Genomic DNA, 19,921 nt, shown 5'->3' on the forward strand with positions numbered 1-19,921 from the left:
CAACCGTTTGCTTGTACACCCATGCGCGCAGTGCGTCTGTGCGCTATGCCTCATTCGACAGTGACGGACTTCGCGAGATTTCGCGGCTTGTCGACGTCGGTTCCGCGTGCGCATGCGGTGTGATACGCAAGCAGTTGCAGCGGCACGACATGCAGGATCGGCGACAGGCTGCCGTAGTGCTCGGGCATGCGGATCAAGCGAAGTCCATCGCCACTCGCAATTCGTGAATCCGCATCGGCGAATACATACAATTGGCCGCTGCGTGCCCTGACTTCCTGCATATTCGATTTCAGCTTGTCGAGCAGCGCGTCGTTGGGCGCCACCGTGACGACCGGCATCTGGCTCGTCACCAGTGCAAGTGGCCCATGTTTCAATTCGCCTGCGGGATAGGCTTCCGCGTGCACGTACGAGATCTCTTTCAGCTTCAATGCGCCTTCCAGCGCGATCGGATAATGCAGGCCGCGGCCGAGAAAGAGTGCATGTTCTGTACGCGCGAACGCTTCTGCCCACGCGACGATTTGTGTTTCCAGCGCGAGCACGCTGTTCAGTTTCGCCGGCAAGCGATGCAGTTGATCGAGAAACGCCGCTTCTTGCGCGGCCGGAAGGCGCCCGCGCTGTTTGCTGAGCGTCAATGCGAGCAGGAACAGCGCAACTAGCTGCGTTGTGAAGGCTTTTGTCGACGCAACGCCGATTTCCGGTCCCGCGCTAGTCAAATGCTGGAACTGCGCCTGCCGCATCATCGTGCTGCTTGCGACATTGCAAATAGCCAACGTGTGCCGATGGCCCTGAGATTGAGCGTGCTTGAGCGCGGCGAGCGTATCGGCGGTTTCGCCCGATTGCGATACGACCACGACCAGCGTATTGGGACTCGCCACACTGCTGCGATACCGGTATTCGCTCGCGACTTCCACTTGCGCCGGTACTTTGGCGAGCGATTCGAACCAGTACTTCGCTGTCATGCCCGCGTAATAACTCGTGCCGCACGCCACTATCAGAAGCGAGTCGATTTCGCGAAACGCGTGCCGCGCCCCCGCGCCGAATAGGTCGGCGGTAATGGTGTGAACGTTTTCAATTGCGTCTGCAATGACACTTGGCTGCTCGAAGATCTCTTTGTGCATGTAATGCCGATACGGGCCGAGTTCCACTGCGCTCATGCTCGATCGCTGCAATTTGGTTTCGCGCTGCACCGCATGGCCGGCGCGATCGACGACCCGTACACCGTCCAGTGTCAATTCCGCTATATCGCCTTCTTCCAGATAAATGAAGTTCTCCACCGTCCCGGCAAGCGCCATGACGTCGGACGCGAGATAGTTGCCTTGCTCTCCCAGGCCGACGACGAGCGGAGAACCGGCCCGTGCACCGATCACCCGGCCCGGATCGCTACTCGCGAATACGGCAATTGCGTAAGCGCCGTGAAGCCGTTCGAGCGCATGGCGCACGGCAGAAAGCAGATCGCCTTCATGTTCTCCGCCTTGCTTTTTCCACGCATGATGAATCAGATGCGCGACAACTTCCGTATCGGTGTCCGACTCAAACACGTAGCCGAGTACTCCCAGTTCTTCTCGTAACGCCTCGTGGTTTTCAATGATGCCGTTATGCACGATGGCGATTTCGCCGCTGGAAAAGATCGGATGGGCATTCCTCGTGACAGGCGCTCCATGAGTCGCCCAACGTGTATGTGCGATACCGATCATTCCCGACAGGTTAGCTTCGGCAACTTCTGCCGCGAGACTCGCGACGCGCGCGACGCTGCGCACTCGACGCAGTGCGCCTTGCTGAAGAACCGCGATTCCGCACGAGTCGTAGCCGCGATACTCGAGTCGCCGCAAGCCCTCGGTCAACGTGGAAGTGACATCGCGGCGATCCACTGCTCCTACGATTCCGCACATGGAAGGTCTCCTGATTCCGCAGCGATTCATACGAAAGTACTGGCGCTGTTCGATCTGTTGCATTGCAACCAAGCATAGACATCGCGAGGCGGCGCGAGTCGAGCGCGGCGCGAAACGTTGAACGGTTGTCCGCTTAACGAGCAAGTAACGAGCACGTTGGTTTCGCGCGCAACATTCCTGAAACATATGCATGCCGGTTCGTCATTAGACAAATGACATTCATGCTCTCGTGAAATGACGGTTAAACAGCGAGAATGCGTCGCACTACCGCATTAACCATTCAAGGAGCGATCGATATGTATGCCATTACCGGTGTGACAGGGCAGGTGGGCGGCGCGGCGGCGCGCGCTTTACTGGCTGCGGGACATGAGGTGCGTGCGGTATTGCGCGACGGGACGAAGGCCGCGCAGTGGCGTGAGCGCGGTGCCGAAATAGCCATTGCATCATTCGAAGACGCCGACGCGCTCGCCGCAGCATTTCGCGGAACCGCAGGCGTGTTCGTAATGCTCGCGCCGAATTTCGCGCCGCAGCCCGGCTATCCGAACGCACATCGGGCAGTTGCAGTGCTGAAAAAAGCGCTAGTCGATGCGCGGCCGGAGCGGGTGGCGGCATTGTCGTCGGTTGGCGGGCACCGTGAATCCGGCCTCGGGCTCATTGCTCAAGTGCACATTCTGGAGCAGGCACTGGCGGAACTGCCCGCTTTGCACATACCCACTGCGATCATGCGGCCCGCGTGGTTCATGGAGAACTCGCTATGGGACATTGCACCGGCGCGCGATACGGGCGTCATGCCGGGCTTTTTGCGGCCACTCGAGCGCGCTTATCCGATGGTCGCGACGGCGGACATCGGCCGCGTGATTGCCGATACGCTCACGCAGACGTGGCAGGGGCGGCGCGTCATCGAAATAGAAGGGCCGCAGCGTTACACGCAGCATGAGATCGCGGCGTTGCTGGGCAGTGTACTGGAGCGCGACGTGAAGGCTCAGGCGGTGCCGCGCGCCGAATGGGAAGCGCGGTTCCAGTCGCAAGGCACGGCGTGGCCGACGCCGCGCATTGAAATGCTCGACGGCTTTAACTCCGGATGGATCGACTTCGAGGGCGGCGCGAACGAGCATGTGATCGGCGAGACCGCTTATCGGACAGTACTGGCCGAACTCGTGAGGCGCGGCGCTCGATAATTACCCTAAGCTGCGAACTACAGACGAAAAGCAAATAACGAATAGCGCGACGCAACGCTTGCGTTTAAAAACAAACCGGGCACCGCGCTATTCGCTTACTCGTTATTCATCGTTGATGTCTGTACGCCGCCGCTCATTCGCGCTTAAAAGATCGACTTGCCTGTATGCGTCGTCAACCATTCGAGCGCGAGTACACCGGCTAATGAATTGCCGTTTGCGTCGAGTCCCGGCGACCATACGCATACCGCAATTTCTCCGGGCAGCACCGCGACGATCCCACCGCCCACGCCGCTTTTAGCGGGCAAGCCGACGCGGTACACGAAGTCGCCCGCGGCGTCGTAAGTGCCGCAAGTCAGCATGAGTGCCGAAAGACGTTTCGCGGAACTCGTGTCGAGAATCCGCTCGCCGGTGGAAGGCACAACGCCGTGATTGGTGAGAAAGAGCGCGGCTTTTGCCAATTCGACGCAACTCATGGAGATTGCGCATTGGCGGCAATACGCGTCCACCACGACTTCCGGCGGCATCTCCATGTTGCCGAAGCTCGCCATGAAATGCGCCATCGCGCGATTGCGGTGAGCGTGCTGCAATTCCGATTGAGCGACGCGCGAATCGTAGTCGATGCTCGTCTCGCCCGTTACGCGCCGCATGAATTCGACGAGTGCGGTTTCGGCTTGCACGAAACGCCGGCACAGTACATCGGTGACGATCAGCGCTCCCGCATTGATAAACGGATTGCGCGGCTTGCCGTGCTCCGCCTCGAGTTGGACCAATGAATTGAAAGCATTGCCCGACGGCTCGCGGCCCACGCGTTGCCATAGCGCGTCGCCGAGCAGACGGAACGCCATTGTGCAGGCGAATAGCTTCGAAATGCTCTGAATGGAAAAGCGCGTGTCCGCTTCGCCGGTGCGGAATACTTCGCCCGACGCCGTGACGATTGCCATGCCGAAGCTCTCGGCGGGGACTTTAGCCAGTTGCGGAATGTAATCCGCAACTTTGCCCGTGCCGAGATAAGGCCGCAAGTCGCGATGAATCTGCTCGAGAATGGATGCGTAGTTCATGAGGCTCAATCCGGTGGAGCCGCGATTCTACTGGCAAGCATCCGCGAACGGTTCGATTGCGCTCTGCGATACGTGCGATACGCGTGATACGGTCAATGCGCGCCGGCTGCATCCCCGCCGCCGCCTTTGGCGGGCCGCGTAATCCATATCAGCGGAATGATCAGAATAAAGATGACCGCCGATACAAAGAAGATGTCGTTCAGGCCCATCATCGCGGCCTGCGTATTCACGGTGAAATCGAATAGCGCGTGCGCCGATTGCGTATTCAGATGCAGCAGCGATTGCGTCGAATCGATCTGTTGATTGAACAACGGGTTGTCGACGGAAGCGCGTTCGGTGAGCCGTTCATGATGCAGTACCGTGCGATTGTTCCAGGCATTGCCCGCGACGGAGGTGCCCACCGCGCCGCAAAACACGCGCACGAAATTCGACAGGCCGGCCGCCGCAGGAATCTTGTTGGGCGGCTGTCCGGACAGAATGATCGACGTCAGCGGCACGAAGAACAATGCCATCGGAATACCCTGCAATAACGTGGGTATCACGAGATGCCAGGTGTCGATTTCGATCACGTATTTCGAGCGCATATAGAAGACGATTGCGAAGCCGACAAACGCCATCGTCGAAATGATGCGGGCGTCCGAGCGCGGCAGCACGCGGCCCATCACCGGCGCGAGAATCACGGCGAATATGCCGAGCGGCGCGGTGACGAGGCCAGCGTCGACGGAACGGTAGTTGAGGTACTCCTGCATCCATTGCGGCAATAGCACGAGGTTGCCGAAGAACACGCCATAGGCGACGGAAATGGCAATCGTGCCGCCAAGAAAGTTGCGCTCGCGAAAGAGCCGTAAATCGATGATTGGATTTTCTTCCGTCAATTCCCACACGAGAAAGAACGCGAAACTGACGAGCGCGGTCAGCCCGAGAATCACGATGACGGGCGACGCGAACCAGTCGAGATCCTTGCCTTTGTCGAGCATGATCTGCAGCGACGCGACCCAGGTAATCAGCAGCCCGAGGCCGACCACGTCGATAGGCGGTTTGCGCGTGGGCGATTCGCGAGTGCGATAGATCATCCACGTGACGCCGGCTGCGAATAGTCCAACGGGAATGTTGATATAGAAGATCCACGACCAGCTATAGCTGTCCGTGATCCAGCCGCCGAGCGCAGGACCCGCGATCGGACCGACGGTGGCGGTCATCGCCCATAACGAGAGTGCGGTCGACGCTTTTTCCTTCGGATACGAGCCGAGCAGAATGGCTTGCGACAGCGGAATCAGCGGGCCCGCCACCGCGCCCTGAAAGACCCGCGCGAGCAGCAGGATCGGCAGCGTCGGCGCAATGCCGCACAGCCAGGACGCGATCACGAACATCAGGATCGCGCCGACAAACAGTTTCACCTGGCCGATGCGCTGCGTGAGCCAGCCGGTGAGCGGAATTGACACGGCATTCGCCGCGGCAAACACGGTGATGACCCACGTGCCTTCGTCGACGGACACGCCCAGGTTGCCCGAAATGGTCGGAATCGCGACGTTCGCAATCGACGTGTCGAGCACGTTCATGAAGGTGGCAAGCGCGACCGCGATGGTCGCCAGCACCAGTTGGCCGCCTTTCAGCGGCGGCGGAGGCGCGGGCGGCGCGGACGTGGGCGCGGGCGCGGGCGACTCCGCAGACGTGGATTGGCTCAAAACATTCTCCCGGATCGATATGCCGCGGACCTCGCGCTCGGCTTTGCGTGTGGCCGTATTACGCGGCGGGTCCGCTGGATGCTCGCAAAAGCATACCTGTAATCATCTTTCGACGTCGCCGCTGCGGGCATTGCAACGCGCCGTGAACGAAGCCGACAGCGTATGCTCGCGGCTGGACAGAACCAAACCGCATAGCGCGACGTCGAGCGCCGCGCGATCAATCGCCTTTAAACGTGATCAAACCGCGAACCAACGGCGAACCAACGGCGAACCAACGGCGAACCAACCGCGAATCAATTGAAGCAAAAAGGAAAGGAAAGCAATATGGCCTGGGAACAATTCGAACATGGCTGGCGGCGTGCGCCGCTGCAGGCGCCCGCCAAAGGGCTCGTGGTCCTGATGCACGGCGTGGGCAGCAACGCGCGCGACCTCATGCCGCTCGCCGACATCTGGAGCGAGCGTCTGCCGGACATCGCCTTCACGTCGCTCGACGGCACCGATCCCTTCGACGGCGGCTTCGGCGGCCGTCAGTGGTTCAGTCTGCGCGACATCAACGAGGCCAACCGCGAGGCGCGTGCGACGACCGCGTACGCGGCCATGCGGCGCATGCTCGAAGCGGAGCTCGCGCATTGGCAGCTTGCTTTCGGACGCCTTGCGCTAGTCGGCTTTTCGCAAGGTTCGATCATGGCGCTGCATCATGTGGCGACGAGCGCGGAAGGCGCCGCGTGCGTCGTCGCGTACTCGGGGCGGCTCGCGTCGCCCGTGCTCGCGCGCAACGGCACGCCGCTCACGCTGATTCACGGCGAGGAAGACGAGGTGATCCCGGTGCAGGCGCTCGAACATGCAGCCGACGCGTTCAGCGCGGCGGGCTACACGGTGGATGCGTACGCATTGCCGGGCGTCGGCCATACGATCAGCGCGGACGGCGTCGCGCTCGGCGAGGCCGCGCTGGAGCGCACGCTCGGCGCATTGTCGCGCGATTGATACGTCCGCACGAAAAGCGGGGCTAAAGTTATTGATCGGCTTGCCGTTAACTGCTCATAGCACGAAAATCACGCCCGTCGCGGGACTGCGCAATGCTCGCGGGCTGGGCGACGGGGCGCATTTTCACACTGCCGCGCATGGAATAACGACGCGAATCGGCGACGCGAGCGCGACGCTACCGAGCGACATAACAGAGCCTTCTTATGGCCACACCGACGCCGCATCACCCGCTTTTCGATCGACTGTTCCGCCAGGCTGTGACCGTTGACCTCGGCACTGCCAACACCCTGATCTATACCGACGACGGCGGCATCGTGCTGAATCAGCCGTCGGTCGTCTGCTTCGAGAAGGATCATGCGGGCGGTCCGAAACGCGTGACGGCGGTGGGCGCCGAGGCGCGCCAGCTTCTTGGCCGCGCGCCGCGCAATCTGGAAGCCGTGAGGCCCATGCGCCACGGCGTGATCGCCAACTTTTCCGCCGCCGAGCACATGATCCGGCAATTCGTCGACATGGCGCGTCCGCGGCAATTCTTCAGCCGCCGCGCCGCGTTCACGCTGTGCGTGCCGGCCGGCGCGACCCAGGTCGAGCGCCGCGCAATCAAGGAAGCGGCCGTCGCGGCCGGCGCGTGGAAGGTGAGCCTGATCGGCGAATCGCTGGCGTCGGCGGTCGGCGCGGGCTTGCCGGTGACGGAGGCGACCGGTTCGATGGTGGTCGATATCGGCGGCGGCACGACGGAAGTCGGCGTGCTCTCGCTCGGCGGCACCGCGTACAGCGGCTCGATCCGCGTGGGCGGCGACAGCTTCGATATGGCCATCGTCAGTTACGTGCGCAATCTGTACGGCGTGCTGCTCGGCGAGCAGACCGCCGAACACGTGAAGAAGAACATCGGCACGGCCGTGCGCGACGTGCCCGCCGAGCACATGAACGCGACCGGGCGCAGCGTCGACGACGGCTTGCCGCGCACGGTCCAACTGAGCAACCACGATATCGCCGATGCGATCGAAGGCCCGCTGCGCCAGGTGATCGGCGCGGTGAAGCGCGGGCTTGAAATGGCGCCGGCCGAACTCATCACGGATATCGCGCACAACGGCATCGTGCTGACCGGCGGCGGCGCGCTGCTCGGCAATCTCGAGCGGCGCCTCACGAACGAGCTCGGTCTCGAGGTGCGCGTCGCCGACGAACCGCTGACCTGCGCCGTGCGCGGCGCGGGCGCCGCGGCCGCGACCGGCATGCTCGACGAATTCGCTTGCGAATGAGTCGAAGGTCGATCAGGCGGCAGCAAGCGAAAGTGCCTGCATAAATAGGCACGCACGCACGCTCACTCGCTCGCGCGGCGAATCACCGCTGAGCGTTCCGCGCGGCTTCGTCAGCCCTTACGATGCGCATCCTTGTCGAGCGCGAGTTCCGCTGCCTCGCCGACGAGACCGTGATAGTAGAGATGCACGCCGATCGCGAGCGAGTCGTTGCGAATTTCGTGGAAGGCTTTCCACGCCTTCGCCGGGTCCTTGAACAGCAGATAGTGCGCTTCGTGCGCGATCAGATCGGCGACTTCATGCAGACCGTGTCCATGCAACACATCGACGAGCGCATCGAGGCTGCGATGCGTGCGCGCGTCGGTGCGCGGATAAAGCATATGCAGCACCGCGACATCCTGCGTCTTCAAAGCCGCCGACAATGCGACGACGATGTCCTGATGGTTCAGCGCGCTAACCGCGCTGTCGTCGCGATGGACGTGGTCCGGAAAAAGCGTTTCAAGAGAGGCGTTCATTCGGTTCTTCCTGTTCTTTCGGCTGACTGCTCTGGCTGATTAAAAAAGGCCCGCCTCTACAGCGGGCCAAAGACAGCGATGTGTTCGCCGGGCAAGCGAAACACGAAGCGAGTATCGCAGACGCACCCCTCAAGCACTCAGTGCCGCGCCAGCAAAACATTGTTTCGGTTAGCGGCCCATCTCGTCCCTTACATCGCGCCTGCCTGCACGTCGCATGCCACTGAAAAAAAACCGAAACTCGCCTGCGATAAGTTCGTCTGACGAGACGAGAGCTTCTACAATCGGAAGCGGCCGGGCACTAACGGGCACCAATGAGCACGAACGGGCACCGACCGGCGGCAACCGCAAGCGAAGCATACGCAGCAGCGAACCATAGGAGCGACCCTGATGCAGCAGCCTGAAGCCCTCGGCGGCCTGTCCCACTCGGGCGGAATCGATCACCGCGAATCCGAGCCGGACGGCGTATTCATCCCGACGGAAAATCTCAACGTTGCAAGCGCCACGCAGCATGTGCTGAAGTCGGGCGACACGTTCATCGTCAACGATCCTCTCGGCGATATTACGGGCGTCGACGACGGCCTCTTCGTCAACGACACCCGCGTCCTCTCGCAACTGCGCCTGACGTTCGGCGGCCGCGCGCCGTCGCTGCTCTCGGGCAGTGTCAGCAGCGACAACACGTCGTTCACCGCGCATCTGACGAACCGCCCGTTGCCGCCGCTCGGCGGCGCCAGCACGCCGGAAGGCGTGATCCACGTCGAGCGCGTGCGCGTGCTGTCGGGCACGGTGTTGAACGAAGCCATCGAACTCACCAACTACGGCACGAGCGACGCCGTCGTGCCGCTGTCCATTTCCTTTGCCAGCGACTTCCGCGACATGTTCGAGGTGCGCGGCCTGAGCCGCGCGAAGCAGGGGCGTATCGAGCCGGCGCGCGTCGAGAACGACGAAGTGCTGCTCGGCTATCTCGGCCTCGACGACGTGGCGCGCAATGTGCAGATCGCCTTCGCGCCGCGGCCCGACAAGCTGTTTGCGGATCGCGCCGACTACACGGTCACGCTGCCGGCGCAGGCGTGCGTGTCGATCTATCTGTCGGTCTCGGTTCAGGTGGTCTCGAAGACGCCCGATGCGCCGAGCGCGGGCGTGTCGTCGCCGACTCATCCGCTGAGCGAAGCGCATATGTCGCAGATCGACACCGAGCGCCCGCGGGTCGGCCGGGCCGCGGTGCGCGCGGCGCTGGTCGACGCGCACCTCGTGATGCGTGAGCGGCGGCGCGTGACCGCGCGCGTGCGCTCGAGCAATCCGCTCTTCAATGCGTGGATCGACCGCTCGCTCGCGGACCTTGGCCTGTTGACCACCGACCTCGCGACCGGCCCGTATCCGTATGCGGGCATTCCGTGGTTCTCCACGCCGTTCGGCCGCGATGCGGTGATCACGTCGTTGCAGACGCTGTGGTTGCAGCCGCAACTGGCCGCAGGCGTGCTGCGTTTTCTCGCCGAGCATCAGGCGCAGGAGAACTCGCCGTTTCGCGATGCCGCGCCCGGCAAGATCATGCACGAGATGCGCAAGGGCGAAATGGCCGCCACCGGCGAAGTGCCGTTCGCGCTGTATTACGGCGGCGTGGACACCACGCCGCTCTTCATCGTGCTGGCCGGCGCGTATGCGGCGCGCACGGGCGACGTCGGTCTGATCGACGAATTGTGGCCCGCGCTCGAGCGCGCGGCGGGCTGGGTCGCGGGCGTGTGCGACAAAAACCGCTATGGGCTGCTCGACTATCAGCGCGAGTCGGACGGCGGCCTCGCGAACCAGGGCTGGAAAGACAGCCACGATTCGGTGTTCCATGCCGATGGCCGCTTCCCCGATGGCCCGATCGCGCTCGTCGAAGTGCAAGCGTATGCGAGCGCCGCGTTCGACACGATGGCCCACTACGCGAAGCTGCGCGGCATGCACGACGCCGCCGCGCAATACAAGGCGCGGGCGAAAAAGCTGCGCGAGTGCGTCGAAGAAAAATACTGGATGGAGGAGTCGGGCTTCTACGGCATCGCGCTCGACGGCCACGGCGAATTGTGCCGCGTGATGGCGTCGAATGCGGGGCACCTGCTGGCTTTCGGTTTGCCTTCGCGCGAACGCGGCGAATCGGTGGTGCGCGCATTGGACTCGACGCTCTTTCACACCGGCTGGGGCGTGCGCACGCTCGCCGCGAGCCAGTCGCGGTTCAATCCGATGGCGTATCACAACGGCTCGGTCTGGCCGCATGACAACGCGATCTGCGCGCGCGGCCTGTCGCGCTACGGCGGCAAGGCGGCGGCGGTGCGGCTGCTGCAGGCGCTGTTTCAGGCAGCGGTCAATTTCGACATGCGTCTGCCGGAGCTGTTCTGCGGATTCCCGCGCCGGCGCGGCGAGCCGCCGACTGCTTACCCGGTCGCGTGTCTGCCGCAGGCGTGGGCGGCCGGCTCGCCGTTCATGATGCTCGAGGCGTGTCTCGGCATCACCATCGACGCCGAACGCCGCGAGGTGTTGATCGAGCAGCCGATGCTGCCCGAGGGCATCGACTGGCTTGAGCTGGGCGATCTGCGGGTCGGCGACGCGTCAGTGTCGATCACGTTCCGCCGCATCGGCGAGAAGGTGGTGGCGTCCGCGGAACAGGGCGACGTGCGGGTGGTTGCGTTGTTGTGAGGGGGCGGGTGAGGGCGGCGGTGCGGTGATCCGGCTTGGCGGCCAGTCCGCTCGATGGAGCCATTCGTTAAGCCTTCGATTGGCCTCCAATTGGCCTATTCTCAGTCGGGCTTTTTGAGGCCGCTCGGGTTGGCAGGCGTGCCCGGCGACGCCTCGGGACGTGGCGGCCTCGCGCCGTCCTCGGGAGCGATGATGAGGCCCGCGCCGGGCAAGAGCGACGTGCTGCCGGTCGTCGGTAGGGACGCCGGCGTGGGAGGCGCTGCGGACTGCGGCGCTTGCGGCCGCGCGCCGCCCGTCGAGCCGGCGTTGGAACGCGAGCGGCCTGCGCCTGCGTCCGTCCCCTGCGCGTAGGCCGTTCCCGCAATCACGAGGGTCCACGCTGCGACGGCGGCAAGTCTCGTGAGCATCATGGCGTCCTCCACTGACTTCGGCGTTCGCGCGCGGCGTCGCTGGCGGGCATCGCCGGATAAGCGTCGCCGATATGCATATCGGATTGTTAGTGCACGCGGCGAGGCGGGTCAATCCGGGGGAAATACGCCGTTTTTCCTGCTCGCCCGGAGCCGCCGACCGGCGGGCTTTGGCCGCTTGCGCGTCGGGCGGCGGCACGCGGATTGCGTCGCTGCATGCGCCAGGTGTTGCACACGGGCTGCAACCAGCGCATTGCAATGGAGGAGGCCATCATGCGAGTGACTACGAAAGGCGTCGTGATGTCGGCGTTGATGCTCGGTTTGTCGGGCGCGGTCTACGCGGAAGGAGCGGCAACGAACGCCGGCGGCGGTGCCGGCGCGGGGCAGGGCGGCAACGGCATGCCGACGCCGAATGCAAGCGGGACGATGGCCTCGCCGTCCGACGGCATGGGCTCGTCGCACAAACCCATGAAAAAGCAGAAGAAGGGGGCGATGGGCGCAGCGGCGTCCGAGGGGGCGGCTAGTAAGTAGGTGGGGTGAGGCGGACGTAGCCGGACTGATGCGGATAGACGCGGACGAACGTTGACCGAGCGGACCGGGTCGACCGAAGCGGATCAGCGGACCAGCGGACCAGCGGACCAAGCGGACGAAGCGGACCGAGCGGACCGAGCGGACCAGCGGACCAAGCGGACGAAGCGGACGAAGCGGACGAAGCGGACCGAGCGGACCGAGCGCACCCGAGCGGACTCAAGCGCATCGAGCCTGGCGAGCCGAACCAAGCGGCCCGAGCCAGAACGACGTAAATCTCGCCGCGCCGCAGCTACAGCCCTCGCGCCAAACCGCGCGTCCCGTCGCTACGCCGCACCGCTCTACGCCGCGCCGACGCTCGCGTCGTAATCCGCGTCCGTCTCCAACTCGCCGTCGTTCCGAGCAATCCGATAGGTGCCTTTACCCGCGTTCTTCGCGCTGTACATCGCCTCGTCGGCACGCCGGATGAGACTGTCGACGGGTTCGTGCGGCTCGGCCAGCGCAATGCCGATGCTCGTGCCGAGGCTGATCGTGCCGCCCGCCGTGAGCGCATACGGTTTCGCGATTTCGCGGATCACGCGCTGCGCGATGGCCACAATCGCGCTCAGCGTCGCCTCTTCGACGATGACAGCGAACTCGTCTCCGCCCAGGCGCGCCGCAAATTCGCCGTGGCGCAGCGTCTGCCGCAAGCGCGCCGCGACCGTCTCCAGCACCTCGTCGCCGGCGGTATGGCCATGCCGATCGTTGACCTGCTTGAAGCCGTCGAGATCCAGGTACAGCACCGCCGTGCGCGTTTCGCGCCGCGTGTGACTCCGCAACAGGATTCGGTCGAGACACTCGCGCAGTTCGCGCCGGTTCGCGAGTCCCGTCAGCGAATCATGGCGGGCGAGATAGAGCACCTTGGCTTCGCTTTGGCGGCGTTCCGTCACATCCTCGATGATGACGACCGCGCTGCCGTCGGGCACCGGATTTCGCCGTAACTCCAACTGACGTCCGTTGCGCAATTCGAGCGCCAGCGGCCGCCGTTTTTCCTGCAGCCAGGCGGTGCATCGTTCGACGAACTGCTGACGCAGCGCGTCGTCGAACTGCGCAAAACCGGCATGGCTGATGAACTCGGGCAGCGGTAAATTCAGCTTGAGCATATCGACGCTCGTGCCGAACAACTGCGCCGTGCGGCTATTCGCAATCACCACCTTGCCCGCGGGATCGAGCGTGCACAGACCGTGCGGCATGTGCGTGAGCGCGGCGTCGAAACGCGCCGCGAGTTCGGCGTGATTCTGCTCGGCGGTCATCAGCGCGACGAGCCCGCGGTAGTGGCGCCGCACGATGGACGTCATCGCCCCGACGTACAGAAGCAGCGGCGGCACGAGTATCCAGGAACCATCGGTCGGCGAGAGCAGCGCGCCGACGCCGATCGGTATCGACACCACACATATCTGTGCGATCGCGAGGCGCGGCACCGCGGCGTTCCTCGACGCGACGCCGCCGAGGATGCCCGAGGCGACCATGATGGCGAGCGCTGCGAGCGTGGTGTCGGTGGTGCGCACGCAGCCCATCGTCCCAAGCCCGAGCATGAGGCTCGTCGCGACGCACAACGGCGCGTAGGCGGCGGCCCACGGGCCCGGATTCGCCGGTCCCTTGCGGCTATGCGCGACGTAAGCGTGGATGATGCTCAGGCGTCCTAGCAATAGCCAGACGTCGGCGAACAGCCAGACGATCGTCCACGGCTGATGCAGGCGCACATAAGCCGCCGCGGCGACGAACGCGCTGGCGACGATCGACATGACAAGGGGCCGCCGGTTGTCGAAAAGCGTCGACAACAGACGGGCGCGGATAGACGGACACACGGCTGCGCCGAGTTCGGGCGGCGTCGCGAGGATCGACTCAGAAACGGAAAGATTGACTGCCATGAGACCGCTCGAATTAGTGCGGGGCGGAGCTAGGTTCCTTGTCTTATCGGCGGACGACGGCGGTTCTTTATGGGGAATTGCCCGGAGGGGGGATGGTTTAGAAGGCGCACCGCGCTTCTGTGCCCACCCCCCGGTGGTAACATTTGTTGTCGCCTCTACAACCCTTTGCCGGACCATCGCATGCCAGACAGTTTCGACCAGCTCGCCGCCCTGATCCGGGCGCGCTTCTCCGAACTGAGTCCGCAATTCCAGATGGGCGCGGGCTTCCTGCTCGATCATCCGGACGAAGTCGCGGTCTCGTCGATGCGCAAAGTCGCCGAGCGCGCGCAGGTGCAGCCGGCGTCGCTCGTGCGTCTTTCGCAGCAGCTCGGCTTTCCTGGCTGGAACGAATTGCGCAACCTGTTCGTCGCACGCGTGCGCACGCGGCCCGAGCCGCTGACAAGCCGCGCGCGCTCGCTGGTCAAATCGAAAGACGCGCTCGCCAACGATCTGCTCGTCGCGCAGCAGCACAATCTCGAAGTCACCGCGGCGCACAACGGCCGCGCAATCGTCGAGGCGGCGCGGCTCTTGCGGCGCGCGCCGCATGTTCATGTCGCCGGTTTCCGCTCGTGCTACTCCGTCGCCTTCGGGCTCGTGTACGGCTACCGGTTCTTTCGCTCGTCGGTGTCGCTGCTCAACGGCGAGGCCGGCACGCTGGAAATGCAACTGCGCACCGTGGAGCGCGACAGCGCCACCATCGTGATCAGTTTCGCGCCGTATTCCGTCGAAGCCGCGCGCGTCGCCGAAGCCGCGCTCGAAAAGGGCAGCAAGCTCATTGCGATCACCGACAGCGCCGTGTCGCCCATCGCGCTCAATGCGGACAAGGTGTTGATCTTCTCGCACGAAAGCCCCTCGTTCTTTCCGTCGCTCGTGGCGGCCACGGCCATCGCCGAATCGCTGGTCGCGCATCTGCTCGCACTCGAAGGCGCCGACGCCGTCGAGCAACTCGGCATCGCCGAACAATCGCTGCACGCGAAGGGCGCTTACGTGCCTTGATTTCCGTTCCTCGACGACCGGTGGTGTCGTTTTATCCTGTTTGACAACAAATGTTGTTTCAACGTATAAATGCGTACCGATTGTTGAGTGAGCGGGAGCGGTGCGATTCATGCGAAATCTGCAAGTAGTGGAGATAAAAGGCGAGCCGTATGAAATCGGCTACGCCCTCGGCGAACTGGCAAGGCCCGTGTTCGCCGATTACATGGCACAAAGCAGCGCGTGGCGCGCGGTCAGCCGATGGCGCGGCGCGTCCTTCGTAGCGGCGCTGCGCGACGCGGCCCGTGCCCACTTTCCTGCGTTGCTGACCGAACTCGAAGGCATGGCGGCGGCCCTGCGCTGGCCTGTCGAAGACGTCCTGCTATGGAACTGCCGCGGCGAACTGATTCATCACGCGCCGGACGGCTGCACGACGCTCACCGCCATTGAAGCCGATGCACGCCTCATCGCCCATAACGAAGACGGCGATCCTTTCCTGCGCGAGCGCTGTGTATTGGTCGACGTGCAGCCCATCGGCAAGCCGGGCTTCGTGAGCTTCTATTACCCAGGCTCGCTGCCCGGACACACGTTCGCGGCGAACCGCGCCGGCCTCGTGCAGACGATCAACAACTTGCGTATTCGCACGCCCACGGTCGGCGTGCCGCGCATGATTCTGGCGCGCGCCGTTCTGGACGCCGGCTCGCTCGACGAAGCGCTGCACACGCTGCGCACTGCGCCGGCTGCGAGCGGCTTTCATCACACGCTCGGTTGCACCGGAGACCCGCGCGTGTTCAGCGTTGAGGCCACCGCGCAGCGCTGCTCGGTGCAAAGCGTCGGCACGCGCGCCGGTCACGCGAACCATATGATTCACGCGGGCTGCGAAACGCAGGCGCAGATCGTCACCGAGTCGTCGCGCGACAGGCAGCTTCGCGTGGATGCGCTGTTACGCGCCGCGGCCGGTCCGCTGAATGGAGACGCGTTGCTGGCCATGCTGCACGATCGCGCGGCTGCGGGCTTGCCGATCTATCGCGACGATCCCTCCGATCCCGACGACGAAAACACGTTGGCCACCGCGCTCTTCGAAATCGGCAATGCAGGCGTGTCGATGCAGGTCGTGCGCGACGGCCAGCGCGTCTTCGACACGTTCATTCCCCGCACGGCACCTCAGTCCGCTTCCTCATCGAACGCCGCCATTCTTCATAAGTGAAAACCATGTCCACCGTATTTCATCGTTCGCCGAAGCAGTCGTTGCCGATTGCCGTTGCCGGCGACGGCATCGAGATCATCGACTCCACCGGCAAGCGCTATATCGACGCATCGGGCGGCGCCGCCGTGTCGTGCCTCGGCCACAGCAACCAGCGCGTGATCGACGCGATCAAACGGCAGGCGCAACAGTTGCCCTACGCGCACACGTCGTTCTTCACGACGCAGCCCGCCGAGGAACTCGCGGACCGGCTCGTCGCCGCTGCGCCGCAAGGTCTCGAGCACGTGTATTTCGTGTCGGGCGGCTCGGAGGCAATCGAGGCCGCGCTGAAGCTCGCGCGCCAATACTTCGTCGAAAAGGGCGAGCCGGGCCGGCGTCATTTCATCGCGCGGCGGCAGAGTTATCACGGCAACACGCTCGGAGCGCTCGCGATTGGCGGCAATGCGTGGCGGCGTGAGCCGTTCCTGCCGATGCTGATCGAAGCGCATCACGTGAGCCCGTGTTACGCATATCGCGAGCAGCGCGCGGACGAAACCGACATCGAATTCGCCCAGCGCCTCGCCAATGAACTCGAGCAGAAGATTCTCGAACTCGGCGCCGATTCGGTGGCGGCTTTCGTCGCGGAAACGGTGGTCGGCGCGACTGCCGGCGCGGTGCCGCCGGTGCGCGAATACTTCCGCAAGATTCGCGCGGTGTGCGACCGCTATGGCGTGCTGCTGATTCTCGACGAAATCATGTCGGGCATGGGCCGCACCGGCTACCTGTACGCATGCGAGGAAGACGGCGTCGCGCCGGACATCCTTACCATCGCCAAGGGACTCGGCGCCGGTTATCAGCCGATCGGCGCTGTGCTCGTGAGCGAGCGGATCTATCGGGCTATCGTCGGCGGAACGGGCTTTTTTCAGCATGGCCACACGTACATCGGTCACGCGACCGCGTGCGCCGCCGCGCTCGAAGTGCAGCGCGTGATCGCCGACGACAAGCTCTTGCCCAACGTTCTCGCGCGCGGCGAGCAATTGCGCGGGCTGTTGCGCGAGCACTATGCGAAGCATCCGCATATCGGCGACGTGCGCGGGCGCGGGCTTTTTGTCGGCGTCGAACTGGTCAGCGACCGCGAGACCAAGGCGCCTTTCGACGCAAGCCTGAAGCTGCATGCCGCGATTCGCCGCGAAGCATTCGCGCGCGGCTTGATGGTGTATCCGATGGGCGGCACGGTCGACGGCAAGATCGGCGATCATGTGCTGCTCGCGCCGCCGTTTATCTGCACCGCGCGCGACATCGACGAAATCGTGAGCCGCCTCGCCGATGCGATCGACGGCGCGCTGGCCGCGATCTGAGCGCAGGCCACGCCCGCCGCGATTGCCTTCATTTCACCAGAGAGAGAAAGACCACCATGACCGAGCGCCTGCCCGCCTTCCAGCTATCCGATGCGACGCCCGAACAAAAGGCCGTTCTCGACGAGATTTTGTCCGGGCCGCGCGGCAACCTGAACGGACCGTTTCTCGGCTGGATTCATAGCCCGGAACTCGCGCAGCAGGCGCAGCGCCTGGGCGCGTTCTGCCGCTATCGCACGGGCTTGCCGCTGCGTCTGTCCGAACTCGCGATTCTCGTGACGGCGGCGCGCTGGCGGGCGCAGGCCGAGTGGTACATTCACTATCCGATTGCGCTCGAAGCGGGCGTGCGCGAAGCCGACGCCGAGGCAATCCGCAACGGACTGCAGCCGGACTTCGAAGACGCGGACGACGCGCTTATCTACGACTTCGCAAGCGAGCTCTACGACACGAAGCGCGTGTCCGACGCGACGTATGCGAGGGCGCTCGCGCGCTTCGGGCATGAGGTCGTGATCAATCTCGTCGGGCTTCTCGGCTACTACGCGCTCGTCGCGATGACGCTCAACGTGTTCGACATGCGCGCCAACGGGCAACAGAGTCTGCCGTTCGCCGAATAGTTTTTTTCGTCGGCAGCGTGACGGCTTGGCGGCCGTATCGCGCCAGGCCGTCGCGGGCGCATGGACACCTTCACGGCATTGGCACACGGAACCGCCTATGATGAAGGTCGGTCCACGTCCGCGCCCGTCACGCAGCGCCGCACTCGCGACCGACGCCTCAAGCCGCGGAAACTTCGGGCTGGACCGCCGCGGCGGTACTCGCGATCAGTCGTGCAGCGTGCGAAGCAGGGCACAAACAGGAGAGAACGATGAAGCGCAAGGCATCAGCAGTCTGGCAAGGCGGTCTGCAAGACGGCAAGGGCTCCATTTCCACCGACAGCGGCGTCCTCAAGGAGACTCAATATTCGTTTTCCACGCGCTTCGCGGACGGCATCGGCACGAATCCGGAAGAGCTGATCGCGGCCGCGCATGCGGGCTGCTTCTCGATGGCGTTGTCGGCGGAACTGGGCAAGGCGGGCATCACGCCGGAACGTATCGGCACGACCGCAACCGTTTCGCTCGACAAGGACGGCGGCGGCTTCACGATCACCGCCGTGCATCTGGACGTCGCGGTGAAAATTCCCGGCGGCGACAAGGCTGCGTTCGACAAAGCCACCGCGGACGCAAAGGCGGGCTGTCCCGTGTCGAAGGTGCTGAACGCGACCATCACGATGGACGCGAAGCTCGAAACCTGAGCGGACCTCGGCACGCGGTTAGCGGCGAGCGATGCCGGCGCGCATTGCATCGCCTCGCCGCGCTTCAAAACTTCCCGGCAACCCGCGCCGCAGTGCCGGCATCTTGCGCCGGCGCGGCGCTTCTCAATGGCATCCGCGATGAAAAACCAGGCCGAAAAAGCGGCGCAATTCCAGGCGCTGCACGCAGCGCAAGAAGCGTTCGTCATTCCTAACCCGTGGGACATCGGCTCGGCGCGGCTGCTCGCGCTGGCCGGCTTCAAGGCGCTCGCCACCAGCAGCGCCGGCTACGCGTTTTCGCGCGGCTTGCCGGATAACGCAGTAGGCCGCGCGCAGATGATGGTCCACCTCGCCGAAATCGCGCGAGCCACCGATCTGCCCGTCAGCGCCGATCTGGAGAACGGCTTCGGCGACGCGCCCGAGGAGTGCGCGAAGACCATCCACCTGGCGGCGCAGGCGGGCGTGGTCGGCGGCTCGATCGAAGACGCCACCGGCCGCGCCGACGAGCCCATCTATCCATTCGAGACCGCCGTCGAGCGCGTGCGCGCCGCGGTGGAAGCGGCCCGCGCGCAGCCGTTTCCCTTCACGCTGACCGCGCGCGCCGAGAACTACCTGTGCGGGCGTCCGGACCTCGACGACACGATCCGCCGCCTGCTCGCCTATCAGGAAGCGGGCGCCGACGTGCTGTATGCGCCGGGGCTCAAGACGCGCGAGGAAATCGCCGCCGTGGTGAACGCACTGGAACGTCCCGTCAACGTGTTGATGGGCTTGCAGGGCGTGCTGCTCAGCGTCGATGAATTGCAATCGATGGGCGTGCGCCGCGTGAGCGTCGGCGGTTCGCTGGCGCGCGCGGCGCTCGGCGCCTTCTTGCGCGCTGCGCATGAGATTCGCGACGAGGGCACGTTCAATTACACGAAGGACGCGGCGAGCGGCAACGAACTCAACGAGTCCTTCGCAACGGCCGAGCGAAAGTGGCCGACGCCGGGGTGACAAGGCACGCGTAGCATCAC

Annotated in this window: 17 protein-coding genes; 11 read left to right on the forward strand and 6 right to left on the reverse strand. The window is 64.2% G+C overall.

Annotated elements, in window-relative coordinates:
• Positions 1-50: 50 nt before the first annotated feature.
• Positions 51-1,889 carry a glutamine--fructose-6-phosphate transaminase (isomerizing) gene (gene glmS / locus ABIE53_RS28290; protein ID WP_192699063.1) on the reverse strand — a complete coding sequence of 613 codons (1,839 nt, stop codon included), beginning with the start codon at positions 1,887-1,889 and terminating at the stop codon, positions 51-53.
• 296 nt (positions 1,890-2,185) lie between these two features.
• Here glmS and ABIE53_RS28295 point away from each other — a divergent pair, with 296 nt between their 5' ends.
• Positions 2,186-3,067, forward strand: a complete 882-nt coding sequence (locus tag ABIE53_RS28295; protein WP_192699062.1) for an NmrA family NAD(P)-binding protein — start codon at positions 2,186-2,188, stop codon at positions 3,065-3,067.
• 143 nt (positions 3,068-3,210) lie between these two features.
• Here ABIE53_RS28295 and ABIE53_RS28300 read toward each other — a convergent pair whose 3' ends face one another.
• Both ABIE53_RS28300 and ABIE53_RS28305 read right to left on the reverse strand, forming a co-directional pair.
• Positions 3,211-4,125, reverse strand: coding sequence for a glutaminase (locus tag ABIE53_RS28300; RefSeq protein ID WP_192699061.1), 915 nt, complete (start codon positions 4,123-4,125; stop codon positions 3,211-3,213).
• 92 nt (positions 4,126-4,217) lie between these two features.
• Entirely contained in the window at positions 4,218-5,810 is a 1,593-nt protein-coding gene (locus ABIE53_RS28305) for a DHA2 family efflux MFS transporter permease subunit (RefSeq protein ID WP_006046803.1), read from the reverse strand.
• A 324-nt stretch (positions 5,811-6,134) separates the two neighbouring features.
• Between ABIE53_RS28305 and ABIE53_RS28310 the strand changes: the two genes are divergently transcribed.
• Both ABIE53_RS28310 and ABIE53_RS28315 read left to right on the forward strand, forming a co-directional pair.
• Positions 6,135-6,794 carry an alpha/beta hydrolase gene (locus ABIE53_RS28310; protein WP_029965739.1) on the forward strand — a complete coding sequence of 220 codons (660 nt, stop codon included), beginning with the start codon at positions 6,135-6,137 and terminating at the stop codon, positions 6,792-6,794.
• Positions 6,795-6,997: 203 nt separating this feature from the next.
• Positions 6,998-8,050 (forward strand): rod shape-determining protein, encoded by a 1,053-nt coding sequence (locus ABIE53_RS28315; protein WP_114157175.1) that lies wholly within the window; start codon positions 6,998-7,000, stop codon positions 8,048-8,050.
• A 110-nt stretch (positions 8,051-8,160) separates the two neighbouring features.
• Here the strand turns inward: ABIE53_RS28315 and ABIE53_RS28320 are convergent, their stop codons facing one another.
• The gene (locus ABIE53_RS28320; RefSeq protein ID WP_006046806.1) at positions 8,161-8,562 is read right to left on the reverse strand and encodes a hypothetical protein; all 402 of its coding nucleotides are present in this window, start codon (positions 8,560-8,562) and stop codon (positions 8,161-8,163) included.
• Between the two features lie 387 nt (positions 8,563-8,949).
• On the opposite strand from ABIE53_RS28320, the gene ABIE53_RS28325 reads away from it, so the two are divergent.
• A complete protein-coding gene (locus ABIE53_RS28325) occupies positions 8,950-11,232 on the forward strand; it encodes an amylo-alpha-1,6-glucosidase (RefSeq protein ID WP_006046807.1) in 2,283 nt (760 codons plus the stop codon).
• 101 nt (positions 11,233-11,333) lie between these two features.
• Here the strand turns inward: ABIE53_RS28325 and ABIE53_RS28330 are convergent, their stop codons facing one another.
• Complete coding sequence (locus tag ABIE53_RS28330) at positions 11,334-11,642, reverse strand: hypothetical protein (RefSeq protein ID WP_081652968.1); 309 nt, start codon at positions 11,640-11,642, stop codon at positions 11,334-11,336.
• Between the two features lie 270 nt (positions 11,643-11,912).
• Between ABIE53_RS28330 and ABIE53_RS28335 the strand changes: the two genes are divergently transcribed.
• Positions 11,913-12,170, forward strand: a complete 258-nt coding sequence (locus ABIE53_RS28335; protein ID WP_029965734.1) for a hypothetical protein — start codon at positions 11,913-11,915, stop codon at positions 12,168-12,170.
• Between the two features lie 338 nt (positions 12,171-12,508).
• Here the strand turns inward: ABIE53_RS28335 and ABIE53_RS28340 are convergent, their stop codons facing one another.
• Positions 12,509-14,077: a sensor domain-containing diguanylate cyclase gene (locus ABIE53_RS28340; RefSeq protein ID WP_053859224.1), complete on the reverse strand. Its 1,569-nt coding sequence runs from the start codon at positions 14,075-14,077 to the stop codon at positions 12,509-12,511.
• A 180-nt stretch (positions 14,078-14,257) separates the two neighbouring features.
• Between ABIE53_RS28340 and ABIE53_RS28345 the strand changes: the two genes are divergently transcribed.
• The 6 genes from ABIE53_RS28345 (at position 14,258) to ABIE53_RS28370 (ending at position 19,901) form a co-directional block, all read left to right on the forward strand.
• Positions 14,258-15,112 carry a MurR/RpiR family transcriptional regulator gene (locus ABIE53_RS28345; protein ID WP_006046906.1) on the forward strand — a complete coding sequence of 285 codons (855 nt, stop codon included), beginning with the start codon at positions 14,258-14,260 and terminating at the stop codon, positions 15,110-15,112.
• 109 nt (positions 15,113-15,221) lie between these two features.
• Entirely contained in the window at positions 15,222-16,295 is a 1,074-nt protein-coding gene (locus ABIE53_RS28350) for a C45 family autoproteolytic acyltransferase/hydrolase (RefSeq protein WP_192699060.1), read from the forward strand.
• A gap of 5 nt (positions 16,296-16,300) precedes the next feature.
• The gene (locus ABIE53_RS28355; protein ID WP_192699059.1) at positions 16,301-17,629 is read left to right on the forward strand and encodes an aspartate aminotransferase family protein; all 1,329 of its coding nucleotides are present in this window, start codon (positions 16,301-16,303) and stop codon (positions 17,627-17,629) included.
• Between the two features lie 56 nt (positions 17,630-17,685).
• Positions 17,686-18,240 carry a carboxymuconolactone decarboxylase family protein gene (locus ABIE53_RS28360; protein ID WP_107707397.1) on the forward strand — a complete coding sequence of 185 codons (555 nt, stop codon included), beginning with the start codon at positions 17,686-17,688 and terminating at the stop codon, positions 18,238-18,240.
• 248 nt (positions 18,241-18,488) lie between these two features.
• Positions 18,489-18,914: an OsmC family protein gene (locus tag ABIE53_RS28365; RefSeq protein ID WP_029965723.1), complete on the forward strand. Its 426-nt coding sequence runs from the start codon at positions 18,489-18,491 to the stop codon at positions 18,912-18,914.
• Between the two features lie 138 nt (positions 18,915-19,052).
• A complete protein-coding gene (locus ABIE53_RS28370) occupies positions 19,053-19,901 on the forward strand; it encodes an isocitrate lyase/PEP mutase family protein (RefSeq protein ID WP_053859201.1) in 849 nt (282 codons plus the stop codon).
• Positions 19,902-19,921 lie beyond the last annotated feature (20 nt).

Source organism: Paraburkholderia sp. OAS925 (assembly GCF_040543975.1).
In the GTDB taxonomy this organism is placed as follows: Bacteria; Pseudomonadota; Gammaproteobacteria; order Burkholderiales; family Burkholderiaceae; genus Paraburkholderia; species Paraburkholderia graminis.

What these genes read in the sequence shown, in the direction of transcription:
- glmS (WP_192699063.1), bottom strand. Translation starts at nt 1,889, where the DNA reads ATGTGCGGAATCGTAGGAGCAGTGGATCGCCGCGATGTCACTTCCACG.
- ABIE53_RS28295 (WP_192699062.1), top strand. Translation starts at nt 2,186, where the DNA reads ATGTATGCCATTACCGGTGTGACAGGGCAGGTGGGCGGCGCGGCGGCG.
- ABIE53_RS28300 (WP_192699061.1), bottom strand. Translation starts at nt 4,125, where the DNA reads ATGAACTACGCATCCATTCTCGAGCAGATTCATCGCGACTTGCGGCCT.
- ABIE53_RS28310 (WP_029965739.1), top strand. Translation starts at nt 6,135, where the DNA reads ATGGCCTGGGAACAATTCGAACATGGCTGGCGGCGTGCGCCGCTGCAG.
- ABIE53_RS28315 (WP_114157175.1), top strand. Translation starts at nt 6,998, where the DNA reads ATGGCCACACCGACGCCGCATCACCCGCTTTTCGATCGACTGTTCCGC.
- ABIE53_RS28320 (WP_006046806.1), bottom strand. Translation starts at nt 8,562, where the DNA reads ATGAACGCCTCTCTTGAAACGCTTTTTCCGGACCACGTCCATCGCGAC.
- ABIE53_RS28325 (WP_006046807.1), top strand. Translation starts at nt 8,950, where the DNA reads ATGCAGCAGCCTGAAGCCCTCGGCGGCCTGTCCCACTCGGGCGGAATC.
- ABIE53_RS28330 (WP_081652968.1), bottom strand. Translation starts at nt 11,642, where the DNA reads ATGATGCTCACGAGACTTGCCGCCGTCGCAGCGTGGACCCTCGTGATT.
- ABIE53_RS28335 (WP_029965734.1), top strand. Translation starts at nt 11,913, where the DNA reads ATGCGAGTGACTACGAAAGGCGTCGTGATGTCGGCGTTGATGCTCGGT.
- ABIE53_RS28340 (WP_053859224.1), bottom strand. Translation starts at nt 14,077, where the DNA reads ATGGCAGTCAATCTTTCCGTTTCTGAGTCGATCCTCGCGACGCCGCCC.
- ABIE53_RS28345 (WP_006046906.1), top strand. Translation starts at nt 14,258, where the DNA reads ATGCCAGACAGTTTCGACCAGCTCGCCGCCCTGATCCGGGCGCGCTTC.
- ABIE53_RS28350 (WP_192699060.1), top strand. Translation starts at nt 15,222, where the DNA reads ATGCGAAATCTGCAAGTAGTGGAGATAAAAGGCGAGCCGTATGAAATC.
- ABIE53_RS28355 (WP_192699059.1), top strand. Translation starts at nt 16,301, where the DNA reads ATGTCCACCGTATTTCATCGTTCGCCGAAGCAGTCGTTGCCGATTGCC.
- ABIE53_RS28360 (WP_107707397.1), top strand. Translation starts at nt 17,686, where the DNA reads ATGACCGAGCGCCTGCCCGCCTTCCAGCTATCCGATGCGACGCCCGAA.
- ABIE53_RS28365 (WP_029965723.1), top strand. Translation starts at nt 18,489, where the DNA reads ATGAAGCGCAAGGCATCAGCAGTCTGGCAAGGCGGTCTGCAAGACGGC.
- ABIE53_RS28370 (WP_053859201.1), top strand. Translation starts at nt 19,053, where the DNA reads ATGAAAAACCAGGCCGAAAAAGCGGCGCAATTCCAGGCGCTGCACGCA.